Annotated in this window: 23 protein-coding genes; 15 read left to right on the top strand and 8 right to left on the bottom strand. The window is 67.7% G+C overall.

Annotated features, from left to right (window positions below; all coding sequences use genetic code 11):
- Positions 1-201 precede the first annotated feature (201 nt).
- On the top strand, positions 202-501 hold the full coding sequence (locus ACZ5MJ_RS02270; protein WP_012353767.1) for a DUF3579 domain-containing protein: 300 nt from the start codon (positions 202-204) through the stop codon (positions 499-501).
- A gap of 108 nt (positions 502-609) precedes the next feature.
- Here ACZ5MJ_RS02270 and rpsT read toward each other — a convergent pair whose 3' ends face one another.
- Positions 610-876: a 30S ribosomal protein S20 gene (gene rpsT / locus ACZ5MJ_RS02265; protein ID WP_010815010.1), complete on the bottom strand. Its 267-nt coding sequence runs from the start codon at positions 874-876 to the stop codon at positions 610-612.
- Between the two features lie 335 nt (positions 877-1,211).
- Between rpsT and murJ the strand changes: the two genes are divergently transcribed.
- Both murJ and ACZ5MJ_RS02255 read left to right on the top strand, forming a co-directional pair.
- Positions 1,212-2,762: a murein biosynthesis integral membrane protein MurJ gene (murJ, locus tag ACZ5MJ_RS02260; protein WP_464222063.1), complete on the top strand. Its 1,551-nt coding sequence runs from the start codon at positions 1,212-1,214 to the stop codon at positions 2,760-2,762.
- 91 nt (positions 2,763-2,853) lie between these two features.
- On the top strand, positions 2,854-3,702 hold the full coding sequence (locus ACZ5MJ_RS02255; protein ID WP_464222061.1) for a SirB1 family protein: 849 nt from the start codon (positions 2,854-2,856) through the stop codon (positions 3,700-3,702).
- 24 nt (positions 3,703-3,726) lie between these two features.
- Here ACZ5MJ_RS02255 and ACZ5MJ_RS02250 read toward each other — a convergent pair whose 3' ends face one another.
- Positions 3,727-4,365 (bottom strand): VTT domain-containing protein, encoded by a 639-nt coding sequence (locus ACZ5MJ_RS02250; RefSeq protein WP_464223635.1) that lies wholly within the window; start codon positions 4,363-4,365, stop codon positions 3,727-3,729.
- Between the two features lie 188 nt (positions 4,366-4,553).
- Between ACZ5MJ_RS02250 and mutL the strand changes: the two genes are divergently transcribed.
- The 3 genes from mutL to ACZ5MJ_RS02235 all read left to right on the top strand — a co-directional run bounded on the left by mutL (position 4,554) and on the right by ACZ5MJ_RS02235 (position 8,451).
- Entirely contained in the window at positions 4,554-6,551 is a 1,998-nt protein-coding gene (gene mutL, locus ACZ5MJ_RS02245) for a DNA mismatch repair endonuclease MutL (protein ID WP_464222059.1), read from the top strand.
- A gap of 34 nt (positions 6,552-6,585) precedes the next feature.
- A complete protein-coding gene (gene miaA, locus ACZ5MJ_RS02240) occupies positions 6,586-7,554 on the top strand; it encodes a tRNA (adenosine(37)-N6)-dimethylallyltransferase MiaA (protein ID WP_464222058.1) in 969 nt (322 codons plus the stop codon).
- A 150-nt stretch (positions 7,555-7,704) separates the two neighbouring features.
- A complete protein-coding gene (locus ACZ5MJ_RS02235) occupies positions 7,705-8,451 on the top strand; it encodes a GntR family transcriptional regulator (RefSeq protein WP_464222057.1) in 747 nt (248 codons plus the stop codon).
- Between the two features lie 38 nt (positions 8,452-8,489).
- Here ACZ5MJ_RS02235 and ACZ5MJ_RS02230 read toward each other — a convergent pair whose 3' ends face one another.
- From ACZ5MJ_RS02230 to purM, 3 genes are all read right to left on the bottom strand, one after another.
- Positions 8,490-9,233, bottom strand: coding sequence for an aspartate/glutamate racemase family protein (locus ACZ5MJ_RS02230; RefSeq protein ID WP_464222056.1), 744 nt, complete (start codon positions 9,231-9,233; stop codon positions 8,490-8,492).
- 156 nt (positions 9,234-9,389) lie between these two features.
- On the bottom strand, positions 9,390-10,826 hold the full coding sequence (gene hydA / locus ACZ5MJ_RS02225; protein ID WP_464222055.1) for a dihydropyrimidinase: 1,437 nt from the start codon (positions 10,824-10,826) through the stop codon (positions 9,390-9,392).
- 284 nt (positions 10,827-11,110) lie between these two features.
- Positions 11,111-12,163, bottom strand: a complete 1,053-nt coding sequence (gene purM, locus ACZ5MJ_RS02220; protein WP_464222053.1) for a phosphoribosylformylglycinamidine cyclo-ligase — start codon at positions 12,161-12,163, stop codon at positions 11,111-11,113.
- 194 nt (positions 12,164-12,357) lie between these two features.
- Between purM and ACZ5MJ_RS02215 the strand changes: the two genes are divergently transcribed.
- The 9 genes from ACZ5MJ_RS02215 (at position 12,358) to ACZ5MJ_RS02175 (ending at position 20,050) form a co-directional block, all read left to right on the top strand.
- The gene (locus ACZ5MJ_RS02215) at positions 12,358-13,428 is read left to right on the top strand and encodes an AI-2E family transporter (protein ID WP_464222052.1); all 1,071 of its coding nucleotides are present in this window, start codon (positions 12,358-12,360) and stop codon (positions 13,426-13,428) included.
- A gap of 46 nt (positions 13,429-13,474) precedes the next feature.
- Complete coding sequence (hda, locus tag ACZ5MJ_RS02210) at positions 13,475-14,182, top strand: DnaA regulatory inactivator Hda (protein WP_078197780.1); 708 nt, start codon at positions 13,475-13,477, stop codon at positions 14,180-14,182.
- A gap of 93 nt (positions 14,183-14,275) precedes the next feature.
- Entirely contained in the window at positions 14,276-14,950 is a 675-nt protein-coding gene (locus ACZ5MJ_RS02205) for a histidinol-phosphatase (RefSeq protein ID WP_464222051.1), read from the top strand.
- A 1-nt stretch (position 14,951) separates the two neighbouring features.
- Positions 14,952-16,502, top strand: coding sequence for a polynucleotide adenylyltransferase PcnB (gene pcnB, locus ACZ5MJ_RS02200; RefSeq protein ID WP_464222050.1), 1,551 nt, complete (start codon positions 14,952-14,954; stop codon positions 16,500-16,502).
- Positions 16,503-17,033, top strand: coding sequence for a 2-amino-4-hydroxy-6-hydroxymethyldihydropteridine diphosphokinase (folK, locus tag ACZ5MJ_RS02195; RefSeq protein WP_464222049.1), 531 nt, complete (start codon positions 16,503-16,505; stop codon positions 17,031-17,033).
- A gap of 56 nt (positions 17,034-17,089) precedes the next feature.
- Entirely contained in the window at positions 17,090-17,731 is a 642-nt protein-coding gene (locus ACZ5MJ_RS02190) for a deoxynucleoside kinase (RefSeq protein ID WP_464222048.1), read from the top strand.
- Between the two features lie 99 nt (positions 17,732-17,830).
- Positions 17,831-18,652 carry a 3-methyl-2-oxobutanoate hydroxymethyltransferase gene (gene panB / locus ACZ5MJ_RS02185; protein ID WP_464222046.1) on the top strand — a complete coding sequence of 274 codons (822 nt, stop codon included), beginning with the start codon at positions 17,831-17,833 and terminating at the stop codon, positions 18,650-18,652.
- Between the two features lie 4 nt (positions 18,653-18,656).
- The gene (locus tag ACZ5MJ_RS02180; RefSeq protein WP_464222045.1) at positions 18,657-19,355 is read left to right on the top strand and encodes an ABC transporter permease; all 699 of its coding nucleotides are present in this window, start codon (positions 18,657-18,659) and stop codon (positions 19,353-19,355) included.
- Positions 19,352-20,050 carry an ATP-binding cassette domain-containing protein gene (locus ACZ5MJ_RS02175; protein WP_464222043.1) on the top strand — a complete coding sequence of 233 codons (699 nt, stop codon included), beginning with the start codon at positions 19,352-19,354 and terminating at the stop codon, positions 20,048-20,050. Before ACZ5MJ_RS02180 ends, ACZ5MJ_RS02175 begins: the two co-directional genes overlap by 4 nt.
- Positions 20,051-20,231: 181 nt before the next feature.
- Here ACZ5MJ_RS02175 and ACZ5MJ_RS02170 read toward each other — a convergent pair whose 3' ends face one another.
- The 3 genes from ACZ5MJ_RS02170 to dnaJ form a co-directional block, all read right to left on the bottom strand.
- Positions 20,232-21,587, bottom strand: a complete 1,356-nt coding sequence (locus tag ACZ5MJ_RS02170; protein ID WP_464219218.1) for an IS1182 family transposase — start codon at positions 21,585-21,587, stop codon at positions 20,232-20,234.
- 87 nt (positions 21,588-21,674) lie between these two features.
- Positions 21,675-23,603, bottom strand: coding sequence for a chorismate-binding protein (locus ACZ5MJ_RS02165; protein WP_464222041.1), 1,929 nt, complete (start codon positions 23,601-23,603; stop codon positions 21,675-21,677).
- A gap of 108 nt (positions 23,604-23,711) precedes the next feature.
- Entirely contained in the window at positions 23,712-24,848 is a 1,137-nt protein-coding gene (gene dnaJ, locus ACZ5MJ_RS02160) for a molecular chaperone DnaJ (protein WP_464222040.1), read from the bottom strand.
- Positions 24,849-24,905 lie beyond the last annotated feature (57 nt).

Here is a 24,905-nt window from a genome sequence, read left to right as displayed (position 1 = left end):
TAATACTGGCTGATTCACGCGGGGCCCGGCATACCCATGCCACTGCCCGCCGCCGGCATCAAAAGTGCCCCCGCCAGACACCGACGCCCCGCCTTCCGGCTGGATCCAGCGCGAACCAAACGCGCCCCGGCCGCGTCAAACGGGCGCCCGTCCAGCGGGTTTACCGTCGAGTCATCCGCCTCACCCGCAGTGTCCAGCCTCATGAACCCCAACGTTCGCGAATACTTTATCCAAGGCATTACCAAGGAAGGCAAGACCTTCCGCCCGAGCGACTGGGCTGAACGGTTGTGCGGCGTGATGGCACAGTTCCGCCCCGAGGGCGACAGCGGCGATCCGCGCCTGACCTACTCACCCTATGTGCGGCCGATCTTCGCCGGCAACGTCAAATGCGTGGTGGTGGACGTGCGCCTGCGCGACATCGAACCCAAGGCACTGGACTTCGTGCTGAATTTCGCGCGCGACAACAACCTGCAGCTGGTCGAGGCCTGCTCGCTGGAATAAGCCCGCCGGCACCGGAAAGCAAAAAAGCTCGTCGGATGACGAGCTTTTTTATTGGCGGATGCCTGGGCATCCGCCTCTGCTGGGCCGCCTGGGCGGCCCTGGCAGCGATCAGGCAGCCATCGACTTGATGGCGGCCGACAGGCGCGACTTGTGACGAGCAGCCTTGTTCTTGTGCACGATCTTCTTGTCGGCGATGCTGTCGATCACAGCTTGCGAGTTCTTGAAGATCTCGGCGGCAGCGGCCTTGTCACCAGCGTCGATGGCCTTGCGGACGGCCTTGACGGCGGTGCGCAGACGCGAACGCAGGCTGGAGTTGTGAGCGTTCTGGGCAACGGCCTGGCGGGCGCGCTTGCGAGCTTGTGCGGAATTTGCCATTTAAAAATATCCTGAATTCAGATGCGTGCCGCGGGGGACACAACAATTAAGTCATATCGAGCGACCCGGGATGCACTGACACACGAATCCGGAACGCAACTGTCCTTGTGAATCGGCAATTATACACAGACGCCGGCGCACAAAGCAACACTGCAGAGACTTTGCCTGCTCAGGCCGGGCAGGCGCCGGCTGGTCCGTATAATAAGCGCCACATTGTGCCGAAGCACGTGGCGCGCCGGCAACTTTACCGTCCGGACCGCGTCTCAGAGGCGTCCCGGCATGCGGTGCTTGCGCACCGATCCACCCTTCCGCACCTGTCAGCACCCGTCCGCACCTTGAACCTGCTCAAAGCGCTCGCCACCATCAGCAGCCTGACGATGCTCTCGCGCGTCACCGGCCTCATGCGCGAGATCCTGATCGCCCGCGCCTTCGGCGCGTCGGACATGACCGACGCGTTCAACGTGGCCTTCCGCATTCCCAACCTGCTGCGCCGCATCTTCGGCGAAGGCGCGTTCTCGCAGGCCTTCGTGCCGATCCTGGGCGAGTACCACGCCAAGCGCGGCGACGAGCCGACCAAGGCGCTGATCGATGCCGTCGCCACGGTGATGACCTGGGTGCTGATGGGCGTGTCGCTGCTTGGGGTGATCGGCGCGCCGCTCGTGATGACGGTGGTCGCCACCGGTTTCCGCGGGCAGAGCGAGACCTATACCGCGGCCGTGTTCATGACGCGGGTGATGTTCCCGTATATCGGCCTGATCTCGCTGGTGGCGCTGGCGTCGGGCATCCTCAATACCTGGCGCAAGTTCGGGGTGCCGGCCTTTACACCGGTGCTGCTCAACCTGTGCCTGATCGTGGCGGCCGTGTTCGTCGGCCCGCACATGGACCAGCCGATCTACGCCCAGGCCTGGGGCGTGCTGATCGGCGGCGTGCTGCAGCTGGCAATCCAGGTGCCGGCACTGCGGCGCCTGGGCGTGATGCCGCGGCTGAGCTTCAACCTGCGCGCCGCGTGGTCCGATCCCGGCGTGCGCCGCATCCTGCGGCAGATGGGGCCGGCGCTGCTGGCCGTGTCGGTGGCGCAGATCAGCCTGATCATCAATACCAATATCGCCTCGCGGCTGGCCGCCGGCAGCGTCTCTTACCTGACCTATGCCGACCGGCTGATGGAGTTCCCGACCGCGCTGCTGGGCGTGGCGTTGGGGACGATCCTGCTGCCGAGCCTGTCCAAGGCCAACGCCTCGGGGGACCATGCAGAGTACTCGAGCCTGCTCGACTGGGGCCTGCGCCTGACCTTCCTGCTGGCGGTGCCGTGCGCGGTGGGGCTGTTCGTGTTCGGCGCGCCGCTGACCGCGGTGCTGTTCAACTATGGCAAGTTCAACGCCCACGCGGTCGAGATGACGCGCCAGGCGCTGGTCTCGTACGGCACCGGGCTGCTCGGGCTGATCGCGATCAAGATCCTGGCGCCAGGCTTCTATGCGCGCCAGGACATCCGCACGCCGGTAAAGATCGCGCTGCTGGTGCTGGTGATCACGCAGGGTTGCAACTACCTGTTCGTGCCGTGGATCGGCCATGCCGGGCTGGCGCTGTCGATCAGCGCCGGCGCCACCATCAACGCGCTGCTGCTGTTCCTCGGCCTGCGCAAGCGCGGCCTGTACCGCCCCGCGCCCGGCTGGTGGCTGTTCCTGGCGCAGCTGGGCGCAGCGGTGCTGCTGCTGTCCGGCATGCTGCTCTGGTTCGCGCGCAACTTCGACTGGATCGGACTGGGCACGACGCCGCTGCTGCGCATCGCGCTGCTGGCGTCGTGCCTGGTACTTGCAGCGGTGGTCTACTTCGGTACACTGTGGCTCATGGGACTGCGCTACTCTGCCTTCAGGCGCCGGGCCGGCTGATGGGCCAGCGGCGATTGCCAACGCCGGCTAACCAGCCAGCAATGGTGACCCACGCTGCGCACGGTGCCGGCGGCTGCACCGGGAAACCGACATGACATCCACCAAAGTCCTGGATTATTTCGCCAGCCTCGTGGCCGACGAAAACGGCATCCCGCTGACCGAGACCGCGCTGTCCGTCGCGCAGGATGCCTACCCCGACCTGGACCTGCAGGGCGAGCTGGCGGCGCTGGACGTGCTGGCCCTGCGCCTGAAGCGCAGGATCGCCGAAGGCACGCCCGCCATCCAGCGTCTGCGCCTGCTGAACCATTTCTTCTATCGCGACCTCGGCTTCGGCGCGAACGCGAACGACTACTACGACCCCGACAATTCCTACCTGAACGTGGTGCTGCGCCAGCGCCGCGGCATCCCGATCTCGCTCGCGGTGCTGCATATGGAGCTGGGCCAGCAGATCGGGCTGCCGCTCAAGGGGGTGTCGTTCCCCAACCATTTCCTGCTACGCATGACGATCCCGGCGGGCGAAGTGATACTGGACCCGCTCACCGGCGAGACCCTGTCGAAGGAACAGTTGCAGGAAATGCTGGATCCGTACCTGGAGCGCGAGGGCATCAGCGATGCCAGCCAGGTGCCGCTGGGCTTGTTCCTGCGCGCGGCGAGCCACCGCGAGATCATCGCGCGCATGCTGCGCAACCTGAAGGCGATCTATCTGCAGGAGTCGCGCTGGCAGCGGCTGCTGGCGGTGCAGAACCGGCTGGTGATCCTGCTGCCGGGTTCGATCGAGGAAGTGCGCGACCGGGGCCTGGCCTATGCCAACCTGGAGTGCTTCCGCCCCGCGCTGGCCGACCTGGAAGCCTATGTCCAGGCCCGGCCCGATGCGGCCGATATCGGCCAGATCCGCGAGCGCATGCCCGCGCTGCGGATGATGAGCCGCAGCCTCAACTGAAGAGGTCCGCGGCGCTTCAGCGGCTCAGCGCTCCACGCCCGTGGGCCGGCGGCGGTTGCCGCGCACCAGCTTCCACAGCCCGCCCAGCAGCAGCGGCACCACCGCCGCGCCGATGCCGGCCAGCACGATCAGGTTCAGGTACTGGCGGATAAACGGCAGGTTGCCGAAGAAGTAGCCGGCAAAGACCAGGCCAGCCACCCAGGCCACGGCGCCGGCCACGTTGAACATCTGGAAGCGCGCGAAGGTCATCTGCGACACACCGGCCACGAACGGCGCGAAGGTGCGCACGATCGGCACGAAACGCGCCATCACCAGGGTCTTGCCGCCGTGCCGCTCATAGAAGTCGTGGGTGCGGCGCAGCGCGTCCTGGTCCAGGAAGCGCCACTTGTGATCGAACACCTTGGGCCCGATCCAGCTGCCCACCAGGTAGTTGACGGTATTGCCCGAGATGGCCGCCACCAGCAGCAGGCCGATCAGCGCCCATTCGTTCATGGCGCCGGTTGCGCAGAAGGCACCCGCGATAAACAGCAGCGAGTCGCCCGGCAGGAACGGCAGGACCACCAGCCCGGTCTCGGCAAAGACGATCAGGAACAGGATGGCGTAAACCCAGTGGCCGTACTGGTCGATGACCGTGCCGAGGTATTTGTCGACGTGCACCAGCATGTCGATGAGCTGCAAAGCGAGATCCAAGTCGTTCCCCGTTTGGTTTGTTGACGGTTTCGTTCGATGCGGCCGGTGTCCTGACCAGAGCCGCCATGGCCTGAATCATACAAGAGCGGCCGCACCAATCCGTCACCCGCGGCGCCTTTTGCGCGCCCGACTCCGTGCGAGCGTCCACGTATAATCGCCGGATGCCTGCCTCCGCCTCCAGCACCGCCCTGCGCACCACCCAGCAGCCGCGCCCGATCCGGCCGCTGCCGGACCAGCTCATCAGCCAGATCGCCGCCGGCGAAGTGGTGGAACGCCCGGCCTCGGTGGTCAAGGAATTGCTGGAAAACGCACTCGACGCGGGCGCCACGCAGCTCGGCATCCGGCTGGAGGAAGGCGGCGTGCGGCGCATCGTCATCACCGACAACGGCTGCGGCATCCCTGCCGCCGAGCTGCCGGTCGCGCTGATGCGCCACGCCACCAGCAAGATCGCATCGCTCGACGAACTGGAATCGGTGCTGACGCTGGGCTTCCGCGGCGAGGCCCTGGCCTCGATCGCCTCGGTGTCGCAGTTGTCCCTGACCAGCCGCACCGCGGCCGATGCCCATGCCACGCAGGTCAGCGCCGATACCGGCACGGTCCAGCCTGCCTCGGGCGGAGTCGGCACCACCGTCGACGTGCAGCACCTCTACTTCAACACGCCGGCACGCAGAAAGTTCCTCAAGACGGAACAGACCGAGCTGGGGCACTGCCTGGAGATGGTCCGGCGCGTGGCGCTGGCGCGGCCCGACGTGACAATCTCGGTCCACCACAACGGCAAGCCGCTGGAGCACTGGAATGCCGGCGACGTGGCCACCCGCACTGCCCAGGTGCTGGGCAACGACTTTGCCCGGGCCCGGCTGGCGCTGGACGAACAGGCCGATACCCTGAGCCTGTACGGCTTTGCCGGGCTGCCCACCGCCTCGCGCGGGCGGCCGGACCAGCAGTATTTCTTCGTCAACGGCCGCTTCGTGCGCGACAAGCTGCTCAACCACGCCGTGCGCAGCGCCTACCAGGACGTGCTGCACGGCGACCGCTTCCCGTCGTACGTGCTGTGCCTGGACCTGCCGCCGGAGATGGTCGACGTCAACGTGCACCCGTCGAAGATCGAAGTGCGCTTCCGCGAATCGCGCGCCATCCACCAGTTTGTCTACCATGCGGTGCAGCGCTGCCTGGCGCGCCAGGCCGGCGAAAACGGCGACAGCCTGCATACCGATGCCGACGGCGAGATCACCATGCGGCCTGGTGCCGCGACGCCGGCGGGCGGAGCGCGTCCGGGCCAGGGTGGCGGCGCCGGCGGTGGCCAATGGATCAACTATTCCGCGGCGCGCCAGGCCGAACTGGGTATCGCCCAGCCGCGCCAGGCCTACCTGGGCATGGTGCGCGAGGCGACGGCCCCGGCGGCACGCCCCTACGGCGCGTTTCCCGGCACCCCGGCGCAACCGCCGGCCTGGCTGGCCGATGCCCAGGCGGCGCGCGCCGATGACCCGCCCGGCCTGCTGGACCGGCTGCCGCCGGCGACGCGTCCGGCGTTTGCCGATCCTGCTGATTCCGCCGATCGCGCCGACGCGCCCGACGACCACCCGCTCGGCTACGCCATCGCCCAGCTGCACGGCATCTACGTGCTGGCGCAGAACGCGCGCGGGCTGGTGCTGGTGGACATGCACGCCGCCCACGAGCGCATCCTGTATGAGCAGATCAAGGCCGGCCTGGACGCGCGCGACCTCGCCGTGCAGCCGCTGCTGATCCCGGTCACGCTGCCCGCCAGCCCGGTCGAGATCGGCGTGGCCGAAGAACACCAGGAGACGCTGACGCTGCTGGGCTTCGATATCGCACCGGTATCGCCCACCACGCTGGCGGTCCGCGCGGTGCCGGTCCTGCTGCAGCAGGCCGATGCCGAGGCGCTCGCGCGCGACGTGCTGCGCGACCTGCACGCCTACGGCGGCTCGCGCGTGCTGGCCGAGCGCCGCAATGAACTGCTGGCCACCCTCGCCTGCCACAGCGCGGTGCGCGCCAACCGCAAGCTCACGGTCGAGGAAATGAACGCGCTCTTGCGCCAGATGGAGCAGACCGAGCGCGCCGACCAGTGCAACCACGGCCGCCCGACCTGGGTGCAGCTGACCGTGACCGAGCTGGACCGGCTGTTCCTGCGCGGGCAATAAGCGGCTCGCCCGCACCACTCATCCAAGGTTTTTGATGTCCGCCGTACCCCACGATTCCGCCGCGCATCCGCCCGTGGTCTGCCTGCTCGGCCCCACCGCGTCGGGCAAGACCGCTGCCGCACTGGCGCTGGCGGCCGACGCGCCGGTTGAGATCATCAGCCTGGACTCGGCGCTGGTGTACCGCGAGATGGATATCGGCACCGCCAAGCCCACGCGCGAGGAACTGGACAGCGCGCTGCACCACCTGATCGACATCATCGACCCGGCCGACAGCTACTCCGCCGCGCAGTTTGTCGCCGATGCCGAACGGCTGATCGCGCAGGTCCGCGCGCGCGGCCATGTGCCGCTGATCGTCGGCGGCACCATGCTGTACTACAAGGCGCTGACGCAGGGGCTCAACGACCTGCCCCAGGCCGATGCCGCGTTGCGCGCCGAGCTGGACCAGCTTGCCGCCGAGCGCGGCTGGCCGGCGCTGCATGCGATGCTGGCCGAGGTCGACCCGGTCACCGCGGCGCGGCTCGCGCCCAACGACGCGCAGCGCATCCAGCGCGCGCTGGAGATCCACCGCCTGTCCGGCCAGCCGATGTCGGCGCTGCTGGCGCGCCAGGCCGAGGGGCGTACCTTTGCCGGTGCGGCGGACCAACGCTACCGCGTGATCGCGCTCGAGCCGTCGGACCGGCTGGCGCTGCACGCGCGCATCGCGCAGCGCTATGACACCATGCTGGCCAACGGCTTTATCGAGGAAGTCGAGCGGCTGCGCGCACGCGGCGACCTGCATCCCGGCCTGCCGTCGATCCGCTGCGTCGGCTACCGGCAGGTGTGGGAATACCTAGACGGCGAAGCCGATTTCGCCACCATGCGCGAGCGCGGCGTTGCCGCCACGCGCCAACTATGCAAGCGCCAGCTGACGTGGCTGCGCAGCACGCCGGAGCGGCTGGTGGTGGATTGCCTGGCGCCGGGCTATGTCGACCAGGTGCGCAGGCTGGCGGACTTCGGGCAATGACCCGGTTGCATGCAGGTTCGCGCAGCAAGTGACGGACTGGCGCGCCATGAGGCGGCAATCGGTCACCCTCGGTGTTATACACTTGATGGCGAACCGCCATACAATAACGACACCGACTGTCTTTTTTCCCGGGCTGCCAAGCCGACCGCCATGCCACGAACCAAAGCCGGACAACCCGCCACACCCGCCGCCGACGGTATCACCGAGACCGACGCGGACAGCGTGCGCGGGTCGTCGGTCGAGGAAATCGCCGACCGCATCCTGACCGCGATCTGGGAGCACCGGCTGCCGCCGGGCACCAAGCTGGTCGAGGAAAAGCTGGGCGGCGTATTTGGCGTGAGCCGTACCAAGGTGCGGCTGGCCTTCGCCAGGCTGGCGCACGAAGGCGTGCTGACGGTGCATCCCAACCGCGGCACCTTCGTCTCCAGTCCGAGCGTGGCCGAAGCGCGCCAGGTGCTGCATTCGCGCCACCTGCTGGAGCCCGCACTGGTGCGCGACCTCGCCGGCGCGATCGGCGCCAGCGGTGTGCGCACGCTGCGCGAGTCCACGCGCCAGGAAGCGCAGGCGCGCGACAGCAACGACCGCCGCGCCATCATCCGGCTGTCGGGCGAGTTCCACTGCAAGCTGGCGGAAATGACCGGCAACCAGTACCTGGGCAAGTACATGCGCGAGCTGTGCTCGCTGACCTGCCTGATCATCGCGCTCTATGACGCGCCGGGCGTGCCGTCGTGCCCGCACCACGAGCACGACGATATCGTCGATGCGCTGGAAGCCGGCGACGGCGAGCGCGCCGCACGGCTGATGGCCGAGCATCTCGGCCATGTCGAAAGCACGCTGCGGCTGGAGTTGCCGGCCGAAGAAAAGGTCGACCTGGAAGCGGTGTTCGCCGCGGTCTGAGCCGCGGCGTTACCGTCGGGAAAGGAAAGGAGCGCCGCTTAGCGGTGCTCGATGCGCGCGGCGAGCGCCGCGGGCAAACCCAGCGTGGGCTTGGCATCCGGGCGGCGGAACGTGCCCGCGGTGGCCTTGCGCGGCTGCAGCGCGACCAGCGCCTCGGCCTGCTTGACGGCGGCGGCCATCTGGTCGACCACCGGCACCGGAATGCGGTCGCGCACGCGCGCGGCCAGGCCGGCCAGCGGCGCGCCGGCCAGGATCACCACATCGGCCTCGTCCTCCACCACGGCGCGGTTGGCCAGTTCCACCAGCACGGCTTCCTTCTCTTCCTGCACGTCCGACACCGAGGCAAAGCTGCCGTCGAGCATGCGGATGCCGGCCAGCCGGCCGCGCAGGCCGTGCATGTCCACGCACTCCTCATACCAGGGCCCCAGCGCCCGCGCAAAGGTGACGATGGCAAAACGCCGGCCCAGCATGCAGGCCGACAGCATCGCCGCCTCCGCCATGCCCACCACCGGCAGGTCGAACAGTTCGCGCGCGCCCATCAGGCCGGGGTCGCCAAACGCCGCGATGATGGCCGCGTCGAACTGGCCATGATGCTCGGCCAGCATTTCCAGCGCGATGGCGCCGCCGATCTGCGCCTCGGCGCGCGTGGCGATATACGGCACGCCGCGGCTGGCGGTCAGCGGCACCAGTTCGGTGCCGGGCGCGACGGCTTCGGTGGCCGCGGCCATCAGGCGCGCGGTGATGCCTTCGCTGGTATTGGGATTGAGTACGAGGATTCGCATATCTGTTTTATCAGGCAGGGTTTAGCAAGGACGCCGGCACGCTTTCTGCCAGCTTCGCGCCGGCGGTGACGCAGGCCGCGAAGCGGGCGGCATCCCGGCGCGTGGTCAGTTCCAGTCTGCAGTGCCGGTCAAGGCATCAGTCACGCAAGGCGGCCCTCACAGGCTGCCGCCCGAGGTGCGATAGCGCGGCCTGGCCATTTCCGGCAGGCCGCACGGCAGGAACTCGCCATGGCCGGGCTCGGCCAGTACCTCGCCCTCGTGCGCCACCACCTTGCCGCGCACCAGCGTGGTCACCGGCCAGCCGGTCACGCGCTGGCCTTCATAGGGGGTGTAGTCGACCGCATGGTGCAGGCCGGCGTTCTGGATCGTCACTTCGCGCTGCGGGTCCCAGATCGCCAGGTCGGCATCGGCGCCGATGGCGATGGTGCCCTTGCGCGGATGCAGGCCGTAGAGCTTGGCGGGGTTGGTCGAGGTCAGCGCGACGAACTGGTTGACCGAGATGCGGCCGCCCACCACGCCTGCCGAGAACAGCAGCGGCAGCCGCGTCTCCAGTCCGGGGATGCCATTGGGGATGTACTGGAACGGGACTTCCTCGCCGCCAGGCTTCTTGCCCTGCGCGTCTTCGTAGCGGAACGGTGCATGGTCGGACGAGAAGATGGTGAAGAGGCCATCGGCCAGGCCGTCCCAGATCACTTCCTGGTTGCTGCGGTCGCGCGGCGGCGGGCTGCACACGCACTTGGCGCCGTGGTAGCCGGGCTGGTCGAGGTCTTCGGCGCTCAGGAACAGGTACTGCGGACAGGTCTCGGCAAAGATCTTCATGCCGCGGTTGCGGGCCCAGCGGATCTGCTCCACCGCTTCCTTGCCCGACACGTGGACGATCAGGATCGGCACATCGACCAGTTCGGAGAAGGTGATGGCGCGGTGCGTGGCCTCGCGCTCGATCGCCATCGGCCGCGCCAGCGCGTGGAACTTCGGCGCGGTGTTGCCCGCCGCTTCCAGCTTCTCGGTCAGCCAGGCGATGCAGTCCGAGTTCTCGGCATGCACCATCACCAGCGCGCCTTCCTGGCGCGCCACCGACAGCACCTCGAGGATCTCGCGGTCGTTCAGCTTGAGGTCGTCGTAAGTCATGTAGATCTTGAACGACGAATAGCCTTCGCGGATCAGGCCCGGCAGCTCGTCGTTCAACACCGCCTCGGTCGGGTCGGCGACGATCAGGTGAAAGGCATAGTCGACCACGGCCTGGCCGCCGGCGCGCCGGTGGTAGTCGGCGACCGCCGCGCGCAGCGAATGGCCTTTCTCCTGTGCGGCAAACGGGATCACCGTGGTGGTGCCGCCGCACGCCGCCGAGATCGAGCCGGTGCGGAAGTCATCGGCCATCTTCAGGCCGTCCGGCATCGGCTGGTCCAGGTGGCAGTGGGCATCGACGCCGCCCGGCAGCACCAGCTTGCCGCTGGCGTCGATGGTCTGCGCGGCCTCGCCCAGGTCATGGCCAAGCTGCACGATGCGCCCGCCGGCGATGGCGATATCGCATTGCATGGTGTCGCTGGCGGTCACCACGGTGCCGTTGCGGATGATCAGGTCGAACTGTTTCACGATACTGTTCACAAGAGGATAAGGAGGGGGCCGCACGTTGGCTGCCTGTTAGCGATCTTGCTCAGTACATTAGGCCATAAACCGCCATACAATCAAGTTGAATTTTGTTTGTCAGTGTTGATGCAGATGCATGGTGGACTTTGATGCGGGGCACGAGAACGGTTCCGGGGCGCCGTCATGCCGATAACACCGGGTAAACCCCTAATACCGGAAGCAGGGCGAAAAAAAAACGGCGCATGCCCGAGGCATGCGCCGTTTTTTGTACGGAGGTCGCGGAGGTCGTGTCAGACCACGATCGTCTGGGCCTCGCCCTCGGCCCGCTCGCGGATCTCACCGATCTGCCAAACCGCCTCACCAGCAGCCTGCAGGTGGCGGATAGCGCGCTCAGCATCTTCCTTGGCCACGATCACCACCATCCCGATGCCGCAGTTGAACACGCGGTGCATTTCGTCGTCAGCCACACGCCCCTGCGCCTGCAGCCACTGGAACAGCGGCGGCAGCGTCCAGGCATCACGCTTGAGCACAGCGGTAACGTCCTGCGCCAGCACGCGCGGCACATTCTCGGTCAGGCCACCACCGGTGATGTGCGCCATACCCTTGACCGGCAGCGTCTCGATCAGCGACAGCAGCGGCTTCACGTAGATGCGCGTCGGCGCCATGATCGCGTCCTGCAGGCGCTGGCCATGGAAGTCGGCATTCAGGTCCGGCTTGGCCACTTCAAGGATCTTGCGCACCAGCGAATAGCCGTTGGAATGCGCACCCGACGAAGCCAGTCCCAGCACCACGTCGCCCGGGGTGATGGTGCTGCCGTCGATGATCTTCTTCTTTTCGACCGCGCCGACCGCAAAACCGGCCAGGTCGTATTCGCCATCCGGGTACATGCTCGGCATTTCGGCGGTTTCGCCGCCGATCAGCGCGCAGCCGGCCAGTTCGCAACCTCGGGCGATGCCCTGGATCACGGTGGCGGCGGTGTCCACATCGAGCTTGCCGCAGGCGAAGTAATCGAGGAAGAACAGCGGCTCGGCACCCTGTACTAGGATGTCGTTGACGCTCATAGCGACCAGGTCCTGGCCGACGGTGTCATGGCGGTTGAGCTGGAAGGCCAGCTTGAGCTTGGTGCCCACGCCGTCGGTGCCCGACACCAGCACCGGCTCCTGGAACTTCTTCGACAGTTCGAACAGCGCACCGAACCCGCCGATGCCCGCCATCACGCCCTCGCGCATGGTGCGCTTGGCAAACGGCTTGATACGGTCGACCAGCGCGTCGCCGGCATCGATATCAACACCGGCGTCGCGGTAGGAAAGGCCTGCCTGGCCGGCGGTCGGGGATGCGCTCATGGGAACCTGCTTGTCCTGGAGGAAATAAAGTGAGGAATTCGGCGCTCGGGCCGCCGCGGCTTCCGTCGCTCGGGATCGGAAGGCGGGCGCGAGTCCAGTAGAATCGCAATTTTAACGGATAGAGGCCCCTTGCTTCCAGTTTCCGGCGAGATCGCGCCGCGAACCGCGCTGCCGCCCCTTCCCTCCGACCATTGATGAATGCCCCGCTGCTGAACCAAGAGGCCAAGCGCATCCTGCTGTGGATCGTCGTCGCCGTCGCGCTGTTCGCCGCCATCATCGCGCTGGCGCCGGTGCTGACGCCGTTCCTGTTCGCGTTCATCTTCGCCTATATCCTGAACCCCGGCGTGGACTGGCTGCAGCGCCGCCGCGTGCCGCGCGCGGTGGGCGTGGCACTGATGATCCTGCTACTGACGGTGATCTGCGTGATGCTGGTGCTGCTGCTGATCGCGGTGCTGCAGCGCGAGATCCCGCAGGTGCGCGAGCAGCTGCCGATCCTGCTGAAGAAGCTCAACTCCGTGGTCGCGCCGCGCCTGGCCGAGTTCGGCGTGCGCGTGCGCTTTGACTTCCCCGGCCTGCGCAATATGCTGTCGGACCGCTTCGCGGCCAGCCCGGAAGACCTGCTGGTGGTATTGCTGAACTACGTCAAGATGTCGGGCTCGGCGCTGATCGCGGTGGCGGGCATCGTCTTTATCGTGCCCATCGTCATGTTCTACCTGATGATGGACTGGCACATGGTGATGCGCCGCATCGAGGGCGTGGTGCCGCGGCGCTGGGTGCCCAAGGTGCGCGAACTGATCAACGAGACCGACGCGCTGCTGTCGCAATACCTGCGCGGCCAGATCCTGGTGATGGTGATCCTGGCGGCGATCTACTCGATCGGGCTGACCATCGCCGGCTTCGATATCGGCGTGCCGGTCGGGGTCTTCACCGGGCTGGCGGTGTTTATCCCGTATATTGGCTTTGGTGTCGGCCTGGCCATGGCGACCCTGGCCGCGCTGCTTCAGTTCGGCAACTGGTACGGGCTGGGCGCGGTGGCGGTGGTCTACGGCTTCGGCCAGTTCATCGAGAGCTTTTACCTGACGCCGCGCCTGGTGGGCGAACGCATCGGCCTGCACCCGCTGGTGGTGATCTTTGCGCTGCTCGCCTTCGGCCAGCTGTTCGGCTTCTTCGGCGTGCTGCTGGCGCTGCCGACCTGCGCCGTGCTGCTGGTGGGCGCCCGCCAACTACGCCGGGTTTACCTGGCCAGCGACCTGTACCGAAAATAACGGCTGCCCCCAACTGCTGCCCACACCCGCAAGTTAGCCATACGTCATGTTCCCGCGTCCCAAGCAACTGTCGCTCGAGCTGGGCAGCCCGCCGCCTTCGACCTTCGAGAATTTCGTGGTGGCGTCCAACCGCGAGGCGCTGCAGCGCCTGCGCGAGCTGCCGGCCGCGCTCGCCCAGGAGCGCGCCAGCGACCGCCTGGTCTACCTGTGGGGCGAGGTCGGCTGCGGCCGTACCCACCTGCTGCACGCGGTGTGCGAGGCCGGGCCGCAGCACGGCATCCGCTGCCGCTACCTGAGCCCGCACCACCCGCTGTCGGACTTCCTGTTCGACCCGTGGTGCCAGCTTTACACCGTGGATGACGTCGAGTTGCTGGATGAAGCGCGCCAGATCGCGGTGTTCTCGCTCTACAACGAGGTGCGTGCCCACGTGCGCACCGCGCTGGTAGTGGCCGGCGGCCTGGCGCCGCGCGCGATGCCGGTGCGCGAAGACCTGCGCACGCGCCTGGGCTGGGGCCTGGTGTACCAGGTTGCACCGTTGTCCGACGACGACAAGAAGGCCGCCGTGCTGCAAGCGGCACGCGAGCGCGGCCTGCAGCTGTCGCCCGAGATCACGCACTGGCTGGTGACGCGGCATTACCGCGACATGCCCAGCCTGATGGCGCTGCTGGACGCGCTCGACACCTACTCGCTGGAACGCAAGCGGCCGGTGACGCTGCCGTTGCTGCGTGAAATGTTTGCTGAATTCCGGGATTAGCGCCCGCAACGGGGCACAAACCGTGTCCAATGCGGCCTGGCCGCACGCCGGCCCTCCCGCCCGACCTCTCGCCTTAAGGTAAAATCGCCGCCCATGAATCTGGCACTCTTTGACCTCGACCACACCCTGATCCCGACTGACAGCGACCATGAATGGGGCCGCTTCCTGGTCCGCCTGGGCGTCGTCGACGAGGAAACCTACCGGCAGAAGAACGACGAGTTCTACGGGCACTACAAGGCCGGCACCCTCGACATCCAGGCCTTCCTGCGCTTTGCGCTGGCGCCGCTGGCGGCCAACCCGCGCGACCGGCTCGATGCCATGCGGATGCGCTTCATGCACGAGGTGATCGACCCCGTGATCACGCCGCAGGCGCGCGCGCTGGTCTGCAAGCACCTGGAAGCCGGCGACCTGTGCGCGGTGGTGACCGCCACCAACAGCTTTGTCACCGCGCCGATCGCCGCGGCCTTCGGCATCAAGCACCTGATCGCGACCGAGCCGGCCACCGTCGACGGCAAGCCCGGCAGCCAGTTCACCGGCGAGGTCGAGGGCGTGCCCAGCTTCCGCGAAGGCAAGATCACCCGCGTCGAGGCCTGGCTCAAGAGCCAGGGCGCGCAGTGGGACCATTTCGAAAACACCACCTTCTACAGCGACTCGGCCAACGACCTGCCCCTGCTGGAAAAAGTCTCGGAGCCGATCGCCACCAACCCGGACGATCGCCTGCGCCACCACGCCGCCGCGGCAGGCTGGCGCATCATGGATCTGTTCTGACGTGATCAAGAAGCTCATCACCCGGCTGCTGGGCAAACCCGGCCCCAAGCAGCGCCGCACCGGCCGCGCCCATACGCCGCGCATCGTCGGCGCCGACGAACACCAGATTGACCCTGCGCTGCTGTCGCGCAATGCCGTCAAGGTCACCTCCACGCTGCAGCAGGCCGGCTACCAGGCCTATATCGTGGGCGGCGCCGTGCGCGACCTGCTGCTCGGCATCAAGCCCAAGGATTTCGACGTCGCCACCAACGCCACGCCCGAGCAGGTGCAGGCGCTATTCCGGCGCTCGCGCATCATCGGCCGGCGTTTCCAGATCGTGCACGTCACTTTCTACGGCGGACGCGAGCAGGAGATCATCGAGGTCTCGACCTTCCGCGCGCTGGTCGACGCCATTGCCAGCGAGACCCTGCCCGAAGGCCGCCGCCTGAAGCGCGCCGAGCTCGATACCAAGACCCATGCGATCGATGCCTCGGGCCGGGTGCTGCGCGACAACGTGTGGGGCTCGCAGGCCGAAGACGCGGAACGCCGCGACTTCACCATCAACGCGATGTACTACGACCCGGCCGCGCAGACCGTGCATGACTACCATCACGGCATGGAAGACATCCGCGCGCGTACGCTGCGCATGATCGGCGACCCGGTCACGCGCTACCGCGAAGACCCGGTGCGGATGCTGCGCGTGGTGCGCTTCGCGGCCAAGACCGGCTTCGACATCGACGAGGCCACGCGCGACCCGATCGCCGGCCTGGCCTCGCTGATCCACAATGTGCCGAGCGCGCGCCTGTTCGACGAAATGCTCAAGCTGCTGATGTCCGGGCACGCCTGGGCCTCGCTGCAGGAACTGCGCAAGGCGGGCCTGCACAAGGGCCTGCTGCCGCTGCTGGACGTGGCGCTGGAGCAGCCGATGGGCCAGCGCTTCGTGCAGCTGGCGCTGGACAACACCGACCGCCGCGTGCAGGCCGGCAAGCCGGTCTCGCCGGGCTTCCTGTTTGCCGCGCTGCTGTGGCACCACGTGCTGCAGCGCTGGACCAAGCTGCGCGACGAAGGCGAGCACGCCATCGCCGCGCTGAACACCGCCATGGACCTGGTGCTGGAAAAGCAGACCGGCCAGCTGGCGATCCAGCGCCGCTTTGTCACCGACATGCGCGATATCTGGGGCATGCAGCCGCGCTTCGAGAAGCGCGTGGGCCGCATGCCGTTCCGGCTGCTGGAGTCGCCGCGCTTCCGCGCCGGCTTCGACTTCCTGCACCTGCGCTGCCAGTCGGGCGAGCTGCCTGAAGAACTGGCCACCTGGTGGCAGGACTTCCAGGACGCCGACCCGGGCGAGCGCGAGGACCTGATCGACGCGGTGCGCGGCGCCCGTGGCCCGGGCGCGCAGGGTGGTCAAGGCGGCCCTGGTGGCCAGGGCGCCCAGGGTGCGGAAGGCGAAGGCCCGGCACGCAAGAAGCGCCGCCGGCGCGGTCCGCGGAAATCGGATAAAGTGTCCTCCCGGAGCGATACGGACGCGGGCGAGGCAGCACATGCCGGCCCCGGCCAGCCGGAGGAAACTTAAATGACGCTTGCCTTCATCGGCATCGGGGCCAATCTGGGGGATGCCCGCCAGGCCATCAAGGACGCCATCGTGTGCCTGGCCCAGCAGGTCGGCATCACGGTGCTGGCGCGCTCCTCGCTCTATCGCACCGCCCCGGTCGATGCCGGCGGCGACGACTACTACAACGCGGTGGTCAAGGTGCAGACTTCGTTCACCGCCGGGCAGCTGCTGCGCATCTGTCACCACATCGAAGACCAGTTCGGCCGCGAGCGCCCGTTCCGCAACGCGCCGCGCACGCTGGACCTGGACCTGCTGCTGTTCGGCGACGAGCAGCACGACCACGAGCACCTGACCGTGCCGCATCCGCGCCTGACCGAGCGCGCCTTCACGCTGGTGCCGCTGCTGGAGCTGGACGCGGCGCTGGCCATCCCCGGCCGCGGCCGCGCCGCCGACTACCTGGCCAGCGTGGGCGCCCAGCGCATCGAGAAGGTCTCCACCTGCAAGTGCCTGCGCATGCAGGCCGCCGCGGGCGATGGCGGCACCGCTGGCTGAACCCGCCCGGCGGCGCCCGCGGCGCTGCCATCCACCCTACTGACGCCCGGAGCGCCATGCTCGATCACCTGCGCCGCATTGTCGTCGAAGGCCCCGTCGGATCCGGCAAGACCTCGCTGGCCCAGCGCCTGGCGCGCACGCTGCACGCCCAGGAACTGCCCGACAGCGCGCGCCGCAGCCCCTTCCTCGAGCCCTTCTACCGCGATCCCGCGCGCCACGCGCTGGCGCTGCAGCTGTGGTGCCTGACCCAGCGCGCGGTGCAGCTGCAGCAATGGCAGGCTGGGGTCATGACCGGCCAGCGCATGGTCACCAACTTCCTGATCGCCAAGGACCGGCTGCACGCGGCGCTGACCCTTTCCGCGGACGAACTGGCGCTCTACGACGCCATTGCCGCGCGCCTGGACCTGCCGCCGCAGCGCGCCGACCTGGTGATCGTGCTGCAGGCCACGCCGTCGCTCCTGCGCGAGCGCATCGTGCGCCGCGGCGAGGCCGGCGAAGCCGGTATCGACGAACATTATCTGCAGCGCCTGGCCGGCGCCTACGGCGAATTGTTCCACCGGTACGACGAGGCGCCCGTGCTGGTCGTCGACACCGCCCACTTCAATCCGGTGGACAATGATGACGATTTCCGTACACTACTGTCGCGCATCGAAAACATGCGCGGCCGCAAGGCCTTTCTCAATCTCGCTGCGCCCTGACAGGTTCCCCCTGCCAGACCCAACACAATAACGACGGCTGTCGTTGCCGTGCGGGCGGCCCTCCCGGCACCGGCAAAGCCGTCCTACACGGGCACTGCCATGAGCTACCTCCTCGATCCCTCCCGCAAGACCATCACCATTCCCAAACTGCAGGCGATGCGTGACGCCGGCGAGAAAATCGCCATGCTGACCGCGTACGACTCGTCCTTCGCCGCGCTGCTCGACTACTGCGGCGTGGAAATGATCCTGGTCGGCGATTCGCTGGGCAATGTGATGCAGGGCCAGCAGACCACGCTGCCGGTCACGCTGGAACAGATGGCCTACCACACCGAATGCGCGGCGCGCGGCAACCAGACCGCGCTGCTGCTGACGGACCTGCCGTTCGGCACCTATCCCACGGCGGAAACCGCCTTTGCCAGCGCCGTCACGCTGATGAAGGCCGGCGCGCAGATGGTCAAGCTCGAAGGCGGCGACTGGCTCGCGCCGATCGTGAAATTCCTGGTCGAGCGCAGCATCCCGGTGTGTGCGCATATCGGCCTGACGCCGCAGTCGGTGCATGCCTTGGGCGGCTTCAAGGTGCAGGGCAAGACCGACGCCGGCGCGGCCCAGCTCAAGCGCGATGCGCTGGCGCTGCAGGCCGCCGGCGCGCAGGTGGTGCTGATGGAAGCGGTGCCCGCGGCGCTGGCCGGCGACATCACGCAATTGCTGACGGTGCCCACCATCGGCATCGGCGCGGGCGCGGACTGCACCGGCCAGGTGCTGGTGCTGCAGGACATGCTCAACATCTACCCCGGCCGCAAGGCCAAGTTCGTGCGCAATTTCATGGACGGCCAGACCTCGATCGAGGCCGCCGTGCGCGCCTATGTGGCCGCCGTCAAGGACGGCAGCTTCCCCGCCGCCGAGCACACCTTCTCCGCCTGATCTGGTGGAGATCGGCAGCGCCACCGCCGACGCCTTCCGCCTGCTGGCCAGCGGCGACGCCGGCCTGTGGTTCATTGTCTGGACCTCGCTGATGGTGGCGGTGCTGGGGCTGGCCATCGCCACGGTGCCGGCGATTGCCGCGGCCTGGCTGGTCGCCACGCGGCAGTTCCCGGGCCGGCGCGCGGTGGTGGTGGTGGCGCAAGCCTTCCTGTCGTTCCCGACCGTGCTGGTCGGGCTGATCCTTTACCTGCTGCTGACGCGCCAGGGCCCGCTGGGCAGCCTGCACCTGCTGTTCACGCCGTCGGGCATGGTGCTGGGGCAGGCGGTGATCGGCTTCCCGGTGGTGCTGGCGTTTGCGCTGTCGACCCTGCAAGGCGCCGACGTGCGCCTGCGCGAGACCGCCTGGGTGCTGGGCGCCGGCCGCTGGCGCACCTTCCTGACCGTGCTCCGCGAGCTGCGCTTCGGGCTGATGGCGGCGGTGGTCGCCGGCTTCGGCCGCGTGATTGCCGAGGTCGGCTCGGCCTTGATGATCGGCGGCAATATCGAAGGCTCGACCCGCACCATCACCACGGCCATCGCGCTGGAAACCAGCAAGGGCGAGTTCGCGCAGGGTATTGCGCTGGGCATCGTGCTGGTGGCGCTGGCGCTGCTGGTCAATATCGGCATGGCCTGGCTGCAGGGTGCCGGAGGCTTGCGCCGATGACACCCTCGGCTGCCCATGACCACAGCCCGCTGCTGACCGTGCGCGGGCTGGCGCGCAGCATCGGCCTGCGCAAGCTGTTTGCGATCGACATGCTGGTGATCCCGCGTGCCACCGCGATCGTGCTGACCGGCATGAACGGCGCCGGCAAGACCACCCTGCTGCGCATGCTGGCCGGGCTGGAGCCGGCACCGGGCGCCACCGCGCGGTGGACCGACGCACAGGGCCAGGCGCACGACGCCCCCCTTAGCCCGCTGCCGCCGGCGCTGCGCCGGCGCATCGCCTACCTGCACCAGCACCCCTACCTGTTCCGCACCTCGGTGCGCGAGAACATCGCCTACGGCCTGCATGCACGCGGCCTGCCGCGCCACGACATCGCCCGCCGCGTGGGCGAGGCGCTGGGCTGGGCCGGCGTGTCGCAACTGCAGGACACCGCGCCCGAATACCTGTCCGGCGGCGAGATCCAGCGCGTGGCGCTGGCGCGCGCCAAGGTGCTGGAACCGGACCTGCTGCTGCTGGACGAGCCCACCTCGAGCCTGGACGGCCATGCGCGCGAGCAGGTGATTGCGCTGGTCGGCGACCTCGCCGCCGAAGGCCGCACCGTGGTGATGATCTGCCACGACCGCGAGCTGATCAACCTGCCGGGCGTGGTGCGCTGGAAGCTGGGCGACGGCGTGCTGGACACGCATCACCCGTAGCGGCTGCGCCTAGGAGTTCGTCGGAGTTGAGGTGAAGCGTGATTCAAAACATCAGGTCGTGACGGGGTTCGCTTCGGTTGGCGGGCTCATCGCAGTCGTGATACGCGATGAAGGTATTTGAGAGTGGATGAGGAAGGCAATCGGGTGCTTTTTGACCGCACAAGAAGCCCGCTGATCGGCCCTATGCACCCCGTAATACGTTCATCCGCTTGATGTTCCACGCGAGCGCCACCAGCGACCATTCCGCCGCGACGTTGGACAGTCCGCGCAGCGAGAACTGCCGGAATCCCATCACTCGCTTGATGATGCCGAACACCGGCTCGACCGTGCTCTTGCGCAGCCCGTACAGTGCTCGCCCCGCCTTCGTTTTGTGTCGGTGTGTCATCCTGACGATTGGATCGGTGCTCTCAGGCGGCGCCGGATCGTCGGCGAAGCGTTCCATCAGCGGCAGATGATGGGCGTCGCGCTGGATCGCAATCAGCGGGGTGATGTCCGCCGCCTCGCAGGTGACGACGTTGGCCGCACTGAAGTAGCCCGCATCCGCCAGCAAAATCTCAGGCTGGCCCAATGGCTCGGGCAGCGCCCCCAGCACGTCGATCATCGGTGCGACCTGGCGCTTGTCGTTGCTTTGCTGGGTCACTGAGGTGCCCACGATCAACATCGTCTCGACATCCACCGCTGCCTGCGCGTTGTAGCCTTGCTCGAAGCCGCCGCTGGACACCGGCATGATGCGCGACTCTTCGTCCGTCAGGTTGATCTGGTCGCGTTCCTTGGCACCGCCTTGCGGCGGCTCCGGGTCCTTGCCCCGCGGCTTCTTGCCGTCTTTGCGCTGCGCCTCGCGACGCGCCACCTTGGCTTCATACTCCTGCTGCTCTTGCTCGAACCGTTCCTGCGCCCGTGCCTCGATCTTCGCCTTCGCTTCGGCCAACGCCTTCAGTCGCGCTTCGCGCCGTGCGATCTCCGCCGGTACATCCATCCCATCTGGCAGACTCTCTCGATCGGCGGTCTCGGCCATCGCCATCAACTGCTGCACTTCTTCATGCAACTGCGCTTCGATCCGGCCGATATACCCGTGCGACAGCGCGCGGTGCCTGCTCGCATTCGCCTTCACCTTGGTGCCATCCAGCGCAATCCGGCCCAGCTTGACCAGCTTCATCTCCTTCGCGATCAGCAGCACCTGCACGAACAGCTTCTCTAACTGGCTCGCAAACCGCTTGCGAAAGGTGGCCAGCGTGTCATGGTCCGGATGCGTGTTCGCCGCAATGTAGCGGAACGCCACCGAGTCATAGGTCGCTCTCTCAATCTTGCGGCTCGAAGACACTCCGGTCGCATACCCGTACACCAGCAAGCCAAGCAGCACCTCGGGGTGATGCGCCGCCATGCCGCGACCCGCGTACGCCCCACTCAGCTCCGACAGGTCCATCTGCTCGATGACTTCCACTACGAACCGCGCCAGATGACCTTCCGGCAACCAGTCCTCCACTGACGGTGGCAACAGATAGTCGGTCTGACGATCAACGGGCACGAAACGACTCATCTATGGGCTCACTCAGCGAACTGTGAATTTATCAACGCCCAACCCGTCCCGCCGGACGACTGGAGATCCCGAAAATCCGACAAACTCCTAGGCCAATAGCGTGGCGGGCAACACGCCGCGCAGCGCGTTGACCACCATGATGGCTTCGGCACGCGCCAGCATCGCGCGCGTGATCACCGCCTCCTCCACCGTCTCTCCCGGCATGCCCAGCGCCGCCCCGCCCTCGTCCAGCACCACCGCGCGCATCACGCCGGGCAGGATGTCGGCCGACAGCGGCGGCGTCAGCCAGCGCCCATCGATCCGCACGAAGACCGAACTGCGCCCGCCTTCCAGCAGTTCGCCGCGCGTATTGAAGAACAGCCGGTCGAAGCCGCCGGCACGCTCGGCAGCCTGCCATCCCGCATCGAACGCCGCGCGCGCACTGGTCTTGTGGCGGCGCAGCGGGTCGGCAACCGGCAGCGGGTCCGGGGCGATGCCGATGCCGACCGGTCCTGCCGGCATCGGCGCCACCGCACCGCCGGCAAATGCCAGCGTGCCAGCCTTGTCCAGGCTCAGGCGCAATCGCCAAATGCCGGCACCCAGTTGCATCACCTGCAGGGCCACCGCCGCGCGCGCGGCATCGGCGTCAAAGGCAAAGCCGAACGCCTGCGCCGACGCCCCGATGCGCGCCAGGTGCCGCGCCAGGTGCTGGCACACCCCGTCCTGCACGCGCATGGTCTCGAACAGCGTGAAGCCGGGATCGTGCCGCGTCAGGAAGCGTGCCTTCCAGCCGCATTCGGCAAACTCTTCCGCCGCCACGCTGTCGTGGACGATGCCGCCGCCCACGCCCATCTCGCCGGCGCGCAGTCCGTTGGCCGCGGCGGGCGCCAGCACCAGCGTGCGGATCGCCACCGACAGCGCGAACGGACCGGCCATGGCATCGGCGCACGGCGCATCGATCCAGCCGATCGCGCCGGTGTACAGCCCGCGCGGCGCGCGCTCCAGGTCGGCGATGATCTGCATGGTGCGCCGCTTGGGCGCGCCGGTGATCGAGCCGCACGGGAACAGCGCCGCCATCAGCGCGCCAAAGCCGGTGCCGGGCCGCGCGGTCGCGGTCACGGTGGAAGTCATCTGCAGCACCGCGCCGAACGGCTGCACCGCAAAGCGCTCGGGCACGGCCACGCTGCCCGGCTGCGCGATGCGGCCCAGGTCGTTGCGCAGCAGGTCGACGATCATCACGTTCTCGGCGCGGTTCTTGGCATCGGCGGCCAGCGCGGCGGCGGCCTGCGCATCGCGCGCGACATCGCCGGAGCGCGGTGCGGTGCCCTTCATCGGCCGCGTCAGCAGATGGCCGTGGCCGTCGTGGCGCACAAACAGCTCGGGCGACAGCGACAGCACCGTGGCGCCGTCCGGCAGGCTGGCCAGCACGCCATAGGGCACCGGCTGCGCGGCGCGCAGCGCGGCGTACAGGGCGAGCGGATCGCCAAACGCGCCGAAGCGCAGGCGCTGGGTGTAGTTGACCTGGTAGGTGTCGCCGGCTTCGATCCACTGGTGGATGCGGGCGATGGCGTCATCGAAGGCTGCGCGGGGGGTGTCGGAAGTGACATCCATCAGGCCCGCGGGGTTCGCGTCTGCCCTGGGCTGCAGCCATGCCGTGACCGCTGCGGCATCGAGCCGGCGCAGGTCACGGAACCACAGCAGGCGCAGCGCGCCGTCGTGGAACGGCATGGCGTGGCCGGTATGCACCGGGGCATCGACCAGCGCGCCGCCGAATTCGTAGGGCGTGAACAAGGTGGCATGCCAGCCCTGGCGCCAGCCGTCGGCGAGCATCGCGTCGAGCTGCGCGATGTCGCTGCCGGCGGGCAGGACGTCTTCGCGGATGAAACCGATGTAGAGGCGCGATGCAGCTTCCGCCGCCTGGGCCGTGGCATCGTCAAGAAGAACGAAGGTGTCTCCTCCCCCCGACTGGGTGCTCCCCTCTCCCGCTTGCGGGAGAGGGGCCGGGGGTGAGGGCGGGGGCTGGATGCTGGCTACCACGGGGAAAATCGTCAGAAAGGAAGCGGCGGGGACAACCCTGGCATTATCGCGCGCCAAAAACAAAACCGGCCACGCTCGCACGTGGCCGGTCCGATACGGCAAACCCGGTCAGCTGAAGAAGCTCTTCACCTTGTCCAGCCAGGATTGCTCCTGCGGGCTGTGGCGCGAGCCGCCCTCATGCACCGAGCGGTCGAACTGGCGCAGCATGTCCTTCTGCGCCTCGGTCAGCTTGACCGGCGTCTCCACGTTCACATGCACGTACAGGTCGCCCGGATAGCCGGAGCGCACGCCCTTGATGCCCTTGCCGCGCAGGCGGAAGGTCTTGCCGGACTGGGTGGCCTCAGGCACCGGGAAGGTGGCCTTGCCGCTCAGCGTCGGCACTTCCAGGTCGCCGCCCAGCGCCGCGGTGGCGAACGAGATCGGCATCTGGCAGTGCAGGTCGTCGCCGTCGCGCTCGAACACCGCGTGCTGCTTGATGTGGACTTCCACATACAGGTCGCCCGGGGGGCCGCCGTTGATGCCCGGCTCGCCGTTGCCCGACGAGCGGATGCGCATGCCTTCGTCGATGCCGGCCGGGATCTTCACTTCCAGCGTCTTCTGCGACTTCAGCTTGCCCTGGCCGTGGCACTTGGTGCAGGGCTTGGGGATGAACTTGCCGCTGCCGTGGCACTTCGGGCAGGTCTGCTGCATGCTGAAGAAGCCCTGCGACACGCGCACCTGGCCTGCGCCATGGCAGGTCGGGCAGGTTTCCACGCTCGAGCCCGGCTCGGCGCCATTGCCGTGGCAGTGGTCGCAATCGTCCCAGTGCGGCACGCGGATCTGCGCTTCGTGGCCGTGCGCGGCCTGCTCCAGCGAGATCTCCATGCTGTAGCGCAGGTCGGCGCCGCGGTAGGCCTGCGGACCGCCGCCACCGCGGCGGCCGCCAGCCTGCTGGCCGAAGATGTCGCCGAAGATATCGCCGAAAGCCTCGGCAAAGCCGCCGTAGCCCTGGCCGCCGCCGAAGCCGCCAGCCATGTTCGGATCCACGCCGGCATGGCCGTATTGGTCGTACGCGGCCTTCTTCTCCGGGTCGGAAAGCATCTCGTAGGCCTCTTTGACCTCCTTGAATTTTTCCTCGGATTCCTTGCTGTCCGGATTGCGGTCCGGGTGGTATTTCATCGCGAGCTTGCGATAAGCCTTCTTGACTTCGTCTTCGCTCGCGTTCTTGCCTACCCCGAGCACTTCGTAGTAGTCACGTTTTGCCATGGTGGCTCATTACCTCATTGGCCGGCGGGCACATGCGGCACCTGCCGGCGAATAGCA

The sequence above is a fragment of the Cupriavidus sp. LA-1 genome, assembly GCF_055385985.1.
This window is presented reverse-complemented; position numbering and strand designations above follow the sequence as displayed.